This is a genomic window from Pontibacterium granulatum (genome assembly GCF_029961155.1).
Lineage (GTDB): Bacteria > Pseudomonadota > Gammaproteobacteria > Pseudomonadales > Balneatricaceae > Pontibacterium > Pontibacterium granulatum.
Window position 1 is genome coordinate 47,294 of sequence record NZ_JASBRH010000008.1, and the last position, 11,274, is coordinate 58,567.

An 11,274-nucleotide genomic window follows, 5' to 3' on the forward strand; every position below is an offset into this window, starting at 1 on the left:
AACCGGCTGTGGACGTTATCCGTCAGCCGGTGAGAACAGAATGGAGAGGCCCGAAGCACTGAGGGATTGTTTATCTCATGCCGGGGCGTGATATAAACGTTCGAACCCACCTCCATCCGAGGGGTTTGGGGAAGGTGTTAATACGTCAATTGAGGGGCGACTTATTAACGCCTTCCTGCACCACCGCTTAAGACCTGACGGTGGTGGTAAAGGTTCCAGACGTAGGGTTTGTGGAACAGGGGCTATTCTCCCTCAGTCCTGGGTTAACTTTGGTGTCGGATGTGTAAAGTTTGGTAAATGGGGCTGGGCGTGGCCGGACGGCGCATTATTATTGAAGGACTGATAAAAGAGGCGGAACCGAAATGAGCGAACAGATCCGATTACTGATGGTTGATGATGACACCGAGCTGTGCGAGCTGATCGGCGATTATCTGGAACACGAAGGATTTGAGATGGAGTTTGCTCATGACGCGGATGAAGCACAGCATAAATTGCAGCGCGCCGAGCGTTATCAACTGATGATCCTGGATGTGATGATGCCGGGCCGCAGCGGTATGGACCTGCTGCAGGAGATCCGCCCGCGTCTGCAGCTGCCGGTGATCATGCTGACCGGCCGCGGCGAGGACATCGACCGCATTCTGGGCCTGGAGATGGGCGCTGACGACTACTTGAGCAAACCCTGCAATCCCCGCGAGCTGGTGGCCCGCATCAAGGCTGTACTGCGCCGTAGCGGTCCGAAAGAACACCAGACCCTGTTCCCCGACCAGCCCATCGCTGAGGCGGGTATCGAGCTGGACCCGGGCGTGCGTGAAGTCACGGTCGGTGGACACGCTCTGGAACTGACCGGTACCGAGTTCAACGTACTGGCCTACCTGATGAACAGCGCAGGCAGTGTGATCAGCAAAGAACAACTGACCGAGCTGGTCCTGCACCGCAAACTCACCGCCTACGACCGCGCCATCGATGTGCACGTTAGCCGCGTGCGCCAGAAACTGGGCAAACGGCTGGCCGAGTGTGAAGTAATCAAAACCGTGCGTGGTGTGGGTTACCAGTTTATCCGGGGTGCCTGATGCGTTGGTATAAACGCCTGTTTGTTAAGATTTTTCTGGCGATCTGGCTCGCCAGCAGTATTGTTTTGCTAGCGACCATCGCCATCGTTGGCGGCGTGTCGGAGCGCAGTAATTTTCGCAACCTGGTGGTTGCAACCGCACAGGGGCACGCGGAGCGGGTAATCGACCGGTATGAAGGGGACGGCGATTGCGAAATACCGCTCCGACGTCCCCCACCTATCCGCTCCTGGCGTTTTGAACGCCACGGTGACTGGGATGATGAGCGCCACGATAGTCGTCGACCGCATCGGGAAGAGCTGTTCGAGCGCTGGAAAAAGCGCAATCTGATCCGCATTACCGATCTGGACAACAACAAACTGGTGGTCGGGCCGAATCAGGATTGGCCGGATTCCTTTGAGGTGGTCAGTTTTGATATGACCACCGAGCACCAGCGCAACTACCGTGTGGATGTGGCAATCGACCTGAAACACGCGTCGATTCTGCATATTCTCCGCATCGTAATCTCCTTTCAGATCGGTTTGAAAGTGATGCTTATGTCAGGTATCGCCGCCTGCCTGGTGACCTGGATTATCGTGCGGCCGATCAACCGCTTGCGTGACCATACCCAGGCGATCTACAGCGGTGAACTGGATACCCGTACCGACGCAGCGTTGCGCAGCCGCGGCGACGAGATCGGGGCGCTGGCGCAGGATTTTGACCGCATGGCCGAGTATGTGGAGCAGACGCTGAATACCCATCAGAAGCTGATGCAGGACGTATCCCACGAACTGCGCGCGCCGCTGGCACGTCTGCAGGCTGCTGCCGGGCTGGCGGAGCAGCGTTGGGGGGATGACGACAAGGTAGTGCAACGGATCATTCGTGAGTGCCAGCGTCTGGATGCTTTGATCGGCGAGATTCTTTCCCTCTCCAAGCTGGAGAACAGCGAAGCGGCCGGACCGCCGTTCGCGCTGAAAAAGCTGCTGCAGGAGATGATTGAGGATGTGCGTTTCTCCAACGCCGGGCGTAAGGTAAATCTCACCGTCGATTGTGACTGCGAGGTGGAAGGCAGCCGGGCGCTGCTGGAACGGGCATTGAACAACATTCTGGGTAACGCCTGTAAACACACCGAAGAGGACGTGGCGATTGATGTGATGTTGACGGACGAGGCCGGTCAGTGTGTGATCAACATCCGTGACCACGGCACCGGTGTGTCCGAGTCGGCACTGGAACACCTGTTCGAGCCATTCTATCGCAGTACCAGCAAGAACAACGGCTATGGACTGGGCCTGAGTATCGCTCAGCGTGCCGTACAGCGCTTGAGAGGCAGCATCGAAGCACGTAACCATCCGGAAGGTGGTTTGGACGTGACCATCCGGGTGCCGATGGCGCCGCGCTGATCAGTCGGTTTTCGCCGGGGGTGTCAGACCCGGTGGTTGTGCCTCGGGCAGCAGCAGTCGTTCACTGAGCTGGGAGGCCACCGGGTAAGCACAGTAATCCGCCGCATACCAGGCGCTGGCGCGGTGGTTGCCGCTGATGCCGGTGCCGCCAAACGGCAGCCTGCTGGAGGCACCGGTAAGAGGACGGTTCCAGTTGATCAATCCAGCCCGCACACTGCGGTCGAACTGGTGGAACACCTGCGGGTTGTCGCTCAGTACACCCGCAGACAAACCAAAACGCGTGTTGTTGGCTTCAAGGATGGCTGCATCCAGGTCGGTGACCCGGATGACCTGCAGCAGGGGGCCAAAGCACTCCTTGTCTTCCCGGTCTTTTACCGCAGTTACATCGATCAGGCCGGGCGTCAGGTAGGCATATTGCGGATCAGGTCGATGCAACGCAACCAGAGGTTCAGCGCCTGATTCGGTTAACCCCCGCTCCATACCCATGACGTTATCCACAGCCATATTGCTGATCATCGCGCCCATAAACGGTGCCGGTTGCAGGTTGTACGCCCCCACCTGAATCCGGCGAACCGCCTTGCCCAACGCCTCAATAAAGCGGTCGCCGGGATGGCCATCCGGCACGATCAGGCGACGTGCACAGGTACAGCGCTGACCTGAGGTGATATAGGCGGACTGGATGGTATGAAACACAGCGGCCTGGATATCCTTCACCTCGGTGACCAACAGCGGGTTGTTGCCGCCCATCTCCAGCGCCAGGATCTTCTCCGGCTGCCCGGCAAACTGTTCGTGCAGGTAACAGCCGGTGGTTGCGCTGCCGGTGAAGTAGAGACCGTTTATCTGCGGATGGGAGGCTAAGGCCGCGCCGGTGTGCCGGTCACCCTGTACCAGGTTCAGAACACCGTCCGGCAGTTCTGCTTTCTGCCACAGGTGCACCAGCAGTTCGGCGGTGCGCGGTGTCAGTTCACTGGGTTTCAGTATGATCGTGTTGCCTGCCAGCAGGGCTGGCATGATGTGTCCGTTGGGCAGGTGGGCAGGAAAGTTGTACGGGCCAAAGATTGCCACTACGCCATGCGGGCGGTGCTGCAAACGGCTGGTCAGGCCCGCCTCAGTGTCTTCAACGCTGGGGGTACGGTCCAGGTAAGCCTGGATGGAGATCTCGGCTTTGCCCAACAGTGCGGCGACCTCGGTTTCCGCTTCCCAGAACGGTTTGCCGGTCTCCTGAGCGATGGTATCGGCAAGCAGGGTGCGGTAGTGCTCCACCACTTCGTTGAAGCGGCGCACATGGGACACCCGTTGTTCGAAGGTGTGACCCGACCAGGCGGGAAAGGCGTTGATTGCGGCCTGGACCGCATCTTTGACCTGGCTGCCGGTGGCGGCGTGGCCTTTCCAGATCTGATCCCCGTTGCCGGGATTGAGCGAATCCATCGCGGAGCCTTCGCCGGCAATCCAGTTGCCGTTGATAAACAACGATGCGACCGGGTTCATGTAACCCTCCCTTTCAGTTCGACGATGCGCAGGGTATCGCCGGCGCTGACCTGCAGTGCGTCAGCGGTGGCCTGGCTGATGGTGGTGATACTGCCGCTGTTATCGATGGGGGCCTTGGTACAGCGAAAATCGGCCAGTCCTGTGTTACTGATCAGGAACTCGGGGCCAGAGGCGTCAACCTCTCCGATGTTGGCTTTTTGGTAGCGGCTGTTGTGAATAGCGCGGATATCGTCCAGGCGGATCGCCAGGGTGGGGCCGCCGTCGAAGATATCCACATACTCCTCGTAGCGGAAGCCTTCGCTTTCCAGCATCTTGCGGGCTGGTTCCGTATTGGGGTGCACGGTCCCGATCACGGCCTGTGCCTCATCCGGGAGCAGGTGGATATAGATGCTGTGTTTGGGCATCAGCTCGGCGATAAATACCTTATTGCCGGAGCCGGTGAGGTAATCTGCCTCGCTGTACTCCATGGAGAAGAAGCGTTTACCCAGGCCATCCCAGAACGGTGACTGACCCTGCTCGTCGGTATAACCCCGCATCTCGGCGATCACTTTTTTGGCGAAGCGCTGTGGATGTTCGGCCATAAACAGGAAGCGGCTCTTGGACAGCAGGCTGCCATTGGCGGAGTGACGGGCGTCGGGTTGCAGGTAGAGGGTGCAGACCTCGGTGCAACCGGTGTAGTCGTTGCAGAGGTAGAGGGTGCGGAAGCTGTTGTGCACCTTCAGTTCGCGGGATGCGTGCACCACCGTGCCGATGCGGTAATGGTAAAAGGGGGAGGTCAGGCCCACGGCGGCGTCGATGCCGCAGGTGCCCACCACCTCGCCGGTGTCGGTCTCCTCCATCACAAAGAGGTAGTGCTCGGGGCCACACTTCTGGATGTCACTGTGCAGCGCTTTCTGGGTGGCGCTGATGCGTTGCTCCAGCAGCTCCCGGTTATCCGGCAGCGAGGTGAAACCGGGGCCGGTGTCGATGGCGATCTGGTGCAGGATATCCAGATCGTCGGCGCAAATAGGTCGTATCACTTTCATGTGTTGCCTCCCGTATTCGCAACCTCTGAACCAAGGGCTCAGGACTATCGGTGAACGTCGGTACTCTCAAAGATGCGGTCGGCGGAAGCCGCCACAAAACCCTGGTATAGCTGGCCGTTGGCCAGTGGATAACGTTGGGCAAATTCGTAGTAGCAGCCGGGGATCTCTATATTGCGGTCACTGAACGGTACCAGGATCGGTTTTGCCAGGGTGGCGGACTGCTCCAGGCACTCCTCTGGCGAGCCTTTTACCAGGCCACCCGCGTTGTTGAGTTGGATGCCCTGCTGCAGTAGGAAATCGTTGACTGCATCGATGGAGCGGTGCGACTGCAGGGCGTTGACCAGGATGGTGAAGTGACTGGGGCGGTAACCGAAAGCGCACATCCAGGCGGCATACTCGCTTTCGCTGAGCAACTGTTGATACATATCGGAGTTCAGCGACCAGTGACGACCGGAGTAGCAGAAGCCGGACGCCGCGATTGCGTCATCCGGGATCTGGCTGACACTCTGATGGATGATCTCGGCGGCATTGTCCGAGAGCTGATCGACATGCAGCTCGCTGATAAACAGCTTAGGCAGCGTGCTGTCCGGATGTTCAAAGTGCTCGGCAAACAGCTTTTTCACCGGAAAGTAATATTCCCCCCTGGGTTTGTAGCCACCCTCTACGAAGGGCCTGGCGATCGCCTGGATGTTTACCCGGGGCAGGTCGAACGTGCGCAGACCGATATGGTCGTTGATGATGGTTGGGTTGCGTTCGGTAAACAGCTGGTGAATCCGCCGTGCATCGGGATTTAGTTTGAGGAAATCCTGCCACATCGCATCCAGCAGGCTGCGCAAGTCGTCAGTATTCATCGCTGTACCTCCCGCTTGGCGAGACTGTCAGGTAATCCATCGTGGGCCAGGGCGATTAGCAGCAGGGTGCTGAGTTTGGCGCGTTCGGTCAGGCTGTCGAGACAGATAAACTCGCCGGGACTGTGGATAAGTCCACCGCGTACTCCCAGCGTATCGATGTTGGGCAGGCCGTGGCTGCTTAAGTTATTGCCGTCGCAGCAACCGCCGGTGGGGTGCCAGTTCAGGTCCAGCTGCAGATGTTGGCCACATGCTTTTAGAAGGCTATAGAGCTTAATGTGGGCGTCATCCAGCACCTTGGGCATACGGCCAAAGCTACCGTGCAGGCTGGCGTTAAAGCCCTCTGTCTGGTTGATGGTCAGTTGAATGTTTTCCAGCTGTGTCAGGCACCAATCGGCATCTTCCGGGTCACGAATACGGACGTTGAATTTCACCACACAGCTGTCCGGCACCTGGTTGGTCGTGGTGCCACCGGCGATGATGCCGGTGTTGAGGGTCAGGCCTTCGCGGGCGCCGTTGATCCGTTCCAGCAGGGTAATAGCATGGGCGGCGGCGCTGATGGCATTGCGGCCTTCCTCCGGGTTGCGCCCGGCATGGGCACTGCGCCCGCCAATGCTCAGGGTAAAGTTGCCGCTGCCTTTGCGACTGCCCGCCAGACTGCCATCGGGCAGGGCTGGCTCATACAGCATCCCAAGGTGATGACGGGGGGCTTCGCGGGCGAACCAGCCTGCGGAACCGGGCGAGCCCACTTCTTCGTCCGGGTTGAGAAGGACGGTCCAGCCCACGTTGTAGTGGTCCGGATGCTGCTCGAGTGCTTCCAAAGCGCTGAGCATCACCAGAATGCCTCCTTTCATATCGGCGGCACCGGGGCCATTGAGGGTGTTTTTATCCTGATAGGTGCTTTTCTGGAAGCCCGATTCTGCGCCAAAGACCGTATCCAGGTGGCCGGACAGGAGCACCTGAATGGGGGCGTCAGGGCGTTTGCGGATGCGCCATAAACTGCCCAGTGCCTGTTCTACCATCTGCCCCTGCATGTCGATGCGTTGCCACGGATCCAAGCTAAACTTATCCACCGCTGCTTCCAGACGGTCGGCAAAGAGCGCGGCGAAGTATTCGCCCACCCGGTCGATGCCCACCGGGTTATGGCTGCCGCTGTTGATGCTGACCAGCTCCAGCAAGCGATCCTCCATCCACGTACGGTGCTGATCCAGCCAATACAGCATTGGTTTGGCGCTCTCGTGCAGTTCGGGCTTCATGCGTCACTCTCCTCGCTGTGCTCATCATGGAACTGGGACATGGCGATGCCAAAACGTTTCAGACCTTCTTCGATATCCTCGGGTGGAATAATCAGTGAAGGGGCCAGACGCACCACGTTCGGGCCGGCGATCAGCACCATCACGCCTACGTCCTGTGCTTTGACTAACAAGTCGCGGGCTTTACCTTTCCAGCGATTACGCAGTTCGCAGCCAATCAGCAGACCTTCGCCCCGGATTTGATGGAATAGATGGCAGCGTTCGTTGAGTTGATCGAGCAAGTCCATAAACAGCAGATGGCGTTCGCGTACGCCGTCCAGCAGCAGCGGATCGCTGATCAGTTCCAGAACCTTCGAGGCGACACGACAGGCGAGTGGGTTGCCGCCGTAGGTGCTACCGTGGGTGCCTACTCCCATCACGTTGGCAACCTGATTGGTGCAGAGCATGGCGCCGATAGGGAAACCACCTCCCAGCGCCTTGGCCGTGGTGAGGATATCCGGTGTTACACCGATTTTCTGGTAAGCGTACATCTCGCCGGTGCGGCCGACTCCGGTTTGGATCTCGTCAAAGATCAACAGAGCATCGTTTTCGTCGCACAGCGCGCGGGCACGACGCACAAAGTCGTGATCGGCGGGGATTATGCCCGCTTCGCCCTGGATCGGCTCCATGATTACTGCGCAGGTGTGGTGGGAGATCCGGGTATCCAGCGCGTCTATATCGTTAAACGGCAAGTGGGTGATACCGCCGGGTGTGGGGCCAAAACCCTGGCTGTATTTGGGTTGGCCGCCGGTGCTGACGGTAAACAGGGTACGACCGTGGAAGGCGTTATTAAAGGCGATGATTTCGTGTTTATCGGCACTGAAGGTTTCAATCGCCCAGTGGCGTGCAGCTTTCAGCGCGGCTTCGTTGGCCTCTGCACCGGAGTTGGCAAAGTAGACTTTCTCCGCAAAGGTGAGCTGGCACAGCTGCTGTGCGAGTTTCAGGGCCGGTTCGTTGGTCCACACGTTGCTCAGGTGCCAGAGGGTTTTTGCCTGGTCGGTGAGTACCTTGACCAGTTCAGGATGGCAGTGGCCCAGCGCATTCACGGCTATGCCACCGGCAAAATCGATGTAACTGCGTCCGTCCTGATCCCAGAGATGCGACCCCTCCCCACGCACGGGAATGACCGCGCCAGGGGCGTAATTGGGCATCATCACTTCGTCAAACGTCTGGCGGTTGAATAGGTGAGTCATCCGGCACCTCCTTCAATGGGGCGATACCCTCAGTTTAGACACAGATTGATTGGGTAAGTTGTTGTCTGGCTAAAAAGTGCTCAAAGGCCGGAAGGTAGGAGCGATCAGCGCTTAACGTCAGGTAACGTTGCAAAACGGCGCTGAAGCGGAAGGGGGAGAGTTTGATACTGAAACAAAAAAAGCACCCATAAGGGTGCTTTTTCGAGAATACGGGGGTGTTTGCTTACAGCGCGTCCGGACCACTTTCGCCGGTACGGATACGGATAACCTGCTCCAGCGGCATAACGAAGATCTTGCCGTCGCCGATCTTGCCAGTGTTTGCAGTAGAAGCGATCGCTTCAATGACTTGGTCAACCATGTCGTCGTCCACTGCCACTTCGATTTTTACTTTTGGCAGGAAATCTACAACGTACTCTGCACCACGGTACAGTTCGGTGTGACCTTTCTGACGACCGAATCCTTTAACTTCAGTAACGGTTACACCCTGAATACCGATTTCGGACAGAGCTTCACGCACGTCATCCAGTTTGAACGGTTTGATTACCGCGCTGACCAGCTTCATAACGTTCTCCTATTATGTCTTCTTGTCGCCTTCTGGAGGCGCGAGACAATTAATACTCAAAAGCAAGTTTTGACCTAGTATACCCAGATTTCACAAACAATGCTCAGAGCTGATTATAAAAACAGCAAAAGGGTGCCGAAGCACCCTTAAGGTATTGAGCAGGTTGGATTACTTAGCGGAAGTGAATTCCGGATACGCTTCCATACCACACTCAGCCAGGTCTACACCTTCGTACTCTTCCTCTTCGGATACGCGCACACCCATCACTGCTTTGATTGCCAGCCATACCACCAGGCTTGCAGCGAACACCCAACCGAAGATGGTCAGTGCGCCGATGATCTGGCCTGCAAAGCTCACTTCACCGTTGGTTACCGGTACCAGCAGGAGACCCAGCAGACCGACTACACCGTGTACAGAGATCGCACCAACCGGATCATCGATTTTCACTTTATCCAGGGTCAGGATGCTGAATACGACCAGCGCACCACCCAGAGCACCGAACAGCGTAGCCTGCAGAGCTGTTGGAGTAGAAGGTTCAGCCGTGATCGCTACGAGACCTGCCAGCGCACCGTTCAGTGCCATAGTCAGGTCAGCCTTGCCAAACAGAAGGCGAGCTACGATCAGTGCGGCAACCACACCACCGGCAGCCGCGGCGTTGGTGTTCATGAATACAACCGCTACGGAGTTCGCGTTTTCAACATCGGACGTTGCCAATACGGAACCACCGTTGAAGCCGAACCAACCCAACCACAGTACGAAGGTACCCAGGGTGGCCAGCGGCAGGTTTGCACCTGGAATTGCGTTTACAGAACCATCTTTACCGTATTTGCCTTTACGAGCACCCAGTACCAGCACACCAGCCAGCGCAGCGGCAGCACCTGCCATGTGAACGATGCCGGAACCTGCGAAGTCTGAGAAGCCCAGGTCACCCAGGTTGTAGATACCGAATACGTCGTTACCGCCCCAAGTCCAGGAACCTTCCAGTGGATAGATGATACCGGTCATCACGACAGCGAAGGCGAGGAAGGACCACAGCTTCATGCGCTCGGCAACAGCACCGGATACGATGGACATTGCAGTTGCTACGAAGACCACCTGGAAGAAGAAGTCCGCCGATGGTGCGTAGGTTGCTGGCTCTTCAGCGCCGGTGAAACCGTCGCCGGTGATGCCGCTTAGCAGGTATTCGCCGCCGTACATGATGGCGTAACCGGATACCAGGTACATGGTGCAGGCGATCGCGTACAGGGCAATGTTTTTAGTCAGGATCTCGGTGGTGTTTTTAGCGCGTACCAGACCGGCTTCCAGCATGGCAAAACCCGCTGCCATCCACATTACCAGGGCACCACACACCAGGAAGTAGAAGGTATCCAGTGCATACTTAAGCTGGGTTACGTCGCCAGCTGTTGAATTCAGAAGTTCTTCCATTGGTAAGTTCTCCAGAAAATCTTAAAAAGTTGGGGTTAAAGTGCTTCGTTGCCGGTTTCACCGGTACGGATACGGATCGCTTGCTCCAGCGGCAGGACAAAAATCTTGCCGTCGCCGATCTTGCCGGTCTGAGCAGCTTTGCTGATCGCTTCTACCACCTGGTCTACCAGGTCGTCAGCGACAGCAGCGTCTACGCGCACTTTTGGCAGAAAGTCCACAACGTACTCTGCGCCTCGGTACAGTTCGGTGTGACCTTTCTGACGGCCAAAACCTTTTACTTCGCTCACGGTGATGCCGGCGATGCCGATCTCTGAAAGCGCTTCCCTGATGTCGTCCAATTTGAACGGCTTGATAACCGCAGATACCAATTTCATTTGTGTTATCCCCCGATACTCTGTTTATGCTGCGAGCTGATGTCGCAGCCCAAATGAATCAATTGATTTGCTCTGTGTATTGCGAGGGTTGTGCCATGTTTTGAAAAAACCTTCTAAAACATGGTGTTGAGAATTTATTAGGCCGTTTAGTGGGTGTTGAGGCCCGGTTTGGGGGCACAGGCCTGTGTGCAGGCAGTGCACAATCGGGGTGCGTGCACCAAGGTGGTGCGCTCCCCAATAGTGCGTCGTAACCTGCTATAGTCGGGGTCTGAGAAATGCGTATTTTTTGAGGCACAATATGATTAACCAGAAACTGATCGATGGGTTGAGTGAACAGTTTTCCCAACTGATGTCCGGGAAGGCGAACCTGCCGGGTGAGGAGATGATGAAAGAGCAGGTAAGTGCAATCCTGCAAGGGACCTTTAATCGCCTGGATCTGGTCACCCGTGATGAGTTCGATGCGCAGAAGGCAGTACTGATGCGCACCCGTGAAAAGGTCGAACAGCTGGAAGCACTGGTGACCGAAATGGAACAGAAGCTGTCTGAGCGCGACGCCTGATCGATTGATCTACACAGTACCGGTATGGCGCTAACGGATTCTGTCGCCACCGGTACTGCCTA

11 protein-coding genes are annotated in these 11,274 nt (G+C 57.1%); 3 read left to right on the plus strand and 8 right to left on the minus strand.

The window, feature by feature from the left end; genetic code table 11:
- Window positions 1–362: 362 nt before the first annotated feature.
- Window positions 363–1,070 carry a response regulator transcription factor gene (locus QKW35_RS09295; RefSeq protein ID WP_282352555.1) on the plus strand — a complete coding sequence of 236 codons (708 nt, stop codon included), beginning with the start codon at window positions 363–365 and terminating at the stop codon, window positions 1,068–1,070.
- Window positions 1,070–2,446 carry a sensor histidine kinase gene (locus QKW35_RS09300; RefSeq protein ID WP_282352556.1) on the plus strand — a complete coding sequence of 459 codons (1,377 nt, stop codon included), beginning with the start codon at window positions 1,070–1,072 and terminating at the stop codon, window positions 2,444–2,446. Before QKW35_RS09295 ends, QKW35_RS09300 begins: the two co-directional genes overlap by 1 nt.
- On the opposite strand, the gene astD is transcribed toward QKW35_RS09300, so the two are convergent.
- The 8 genes from astD to glnK (QKW35_RS09340) all read right to left on the minus strand — a co-directional run bounded on the left by astD (window position 2,447) and on the right by glnK (QKW35_RS09340) (window position 10,653).
- On the minus strand, window positions 2,447–3,934 hold the full coding sequence (gene astD, locus QKW35_RS09305) for a succinylglutamate-semialdehyde dehydrogenase (protein ID WP_282352557.1): 1,488 nt from the start codon (window positions 3,932–3,934) through the stop codon (window positions 2,447–2,449). It lies immediately after the preceding gene.
- Window positions 3,931–4,959 (minus strand): arginine N-succinyltransferase, encoded by a 1,029-nt coding sequence (astA, locus tag QKW35_RS09310; RefSeq protein ID WP_282352558.1) that lies wholly within the window; start codon window positions 4,957–4,959, stop codon window positions 3,931–3,933. The genes astD and astA overlap by 4 nt, the downstream gene beginning before the upstream one ends.
- A gap of 44 nt (window positions 4,960–5,003) precedes the next feature.
- Window positions 5,004–5,810: a DUF1338 domain-containing protein gene (locus QKW35_RS09315; RefSeq protein WP_282352559.1), complete on the minus strand. Its 807-nt coding sequence runs from the start codon at window positions 5,808–5,810 to the stop codon at window positions 5,004–5,006.
- A complete protein-coding gene (locus tag QKW35_RS09320; protein WP_282352560.1) occupies window positions 5,807–7,063 on the minus strand; it encodes a hydrolase in 1,257 nt (418 codons plus the stop codon). The genes QKW35_RS09315 and QKW35_RS09320 overlap by 4 nt, the downstream gene beginning before the upstream one ends.
- Window positions 7,060–8,292 carry an aspartate aminotransferase family protein gene (locus QKW35_RS09325; RefSeq protein ID WP_282352561.1) on the minus strand — a complete coding sequence of 411 codons (1,233 nt, stop codon included), beginning with the start codon at window positions 8,290–8,292 and terminating at the stop codon, window positions 7,060–7,062. Before QKW35_RS09325 ends, QKW35_RS09320 begins: the two co-directional genes overlap by 4 nt.
- Before the next feature lie 223 nt (window positions 8,293–8,515).
- The gene (gene glnK, locus QKW35_RS09330; RefSeq protein ID WP_282352562.1) at window positions 8,516–8,854 is read right to left on the minus strand and encodes a P-II family nitrogen regulator; all 339 of its coding nucleotides are present in this window, start codon (window positions 8,852–8,854) and stop codon (window positions 8,516–8,518) included.
- A 168-nt stretch (window positions 8,855–9,022) separates the two neighbouring features.
- Window positions 9,023–10,279 (minus strand): ammonium transporter, encoded by a 1,257-nt coding sequence (locus QKW35_RS09335; protein ID WP_282352564.1) that lies wholly within the window; start codon window positions 10,277–10,279, stop codon window positions 9,023–9,025.
- 35 nt (window positions 10,280–10,314) lie between these two features.
- Window positions 10,315–10,653 carry a P-II family nitrogen regulator gene (gene glnK, locus QKW35_RS09340; protein WP_282352565.1) on the minus strand — a complete coding sequence of 113 codons (339 nt, stop codon included), beginning with the start codon at window positions 10,651–10,653 and terminating at the stop codon, window positions 10,315–10,317.
- A gap of 298 nt (window positions 10,654–10,951) precedes the next feature.
- On the opposite strand from glnK (QKW35_RS09340), the gene QKW35_RS09345 reads away from it, so the two are divergent.
- Entirely contained in the window at window positions 10,952–11,212 is a 261-nt protein-coding gene (locus QKW35_RS09345; RefSeq protein WP_282352566.1) for an accessory factor UbiK family protein, read from the plus strand.
- Window positions 11,213–11,274: the final 62 nt, after the last annotated feature.

Coding starts and splice junctions, on each gene's coding strand:
- QKW35_RS09295 (WP_282352555.1), top strand. CDS start 363: ATGAGCGAACAGATCCGATTACTGATGGTTGATGATGACACCGAGCTG.
- QKW35_RS09300 (WP_282352556.1), top strand. CDS start 1,070: ATGCGTTGGTATAAACGCCTGTTTGTTAAGATTTTTCTGGCGATCTGG.
- astD (WP_282352557.1), bottom strand. CDS start 3,934: ATGAACCCGGTCGCATCGTTGTTTATCAACGGCAACTGGATTGCCGGC.
- astA (WP_282352558.1), bottom strand. CDS start 4,959: ATGAAAGTGATACGACCTATTTGCGCCGACGATCTGGATATCCTGCAC.
- QKW35_RS09315 (WP_282352559.1), bottom strand. CDS start 5,810: ATGAATACTGACGACTTGCGCAGCCTGCTGGATGCGATGTGGCAGGAT.
- QKW35_RS09320 (WP_282352560.1), bottom strand. CDS start 7,063: ATGAAGCCCGAACTGCACGAGAGCGCCAAACCAATGCTGTATTGGCTG.
- QKW35_RS09325 (WP_282352561.1), bottom strand. CDS start 8,292: ATGACTCACCTATTCAACCGCCAGACGTTTGACGAAGTGATGATGCCC.
- glnK (WP_282352562.1), bottom strand. CDS start 8,854: ATGAAGCTGGTCAGCGCGGTAATCAAACCGTTCAAACTGGATGACGTG.
- QKW35_RS09335 (WP_282352564.1), bottom strand. CDS start 10,279: ATGGAAGAACTTCTGAATTCAACAGCTGGCGACGTAACCCAGCTTAAG.
- glnK (WP_282352565.1), bottom strand. CDS start 10,653: ATGAAATTGGTATCTGCGGTTATCAAGCCGTTCAAATTGGACGACATC.
- QKW35_RS09345 (WP_282352566.1), top strand. CDS start 10,952: ATGATTAACCAGAAACTGATCGATGGGTTGAGTGAACAGTTTTCCCAA.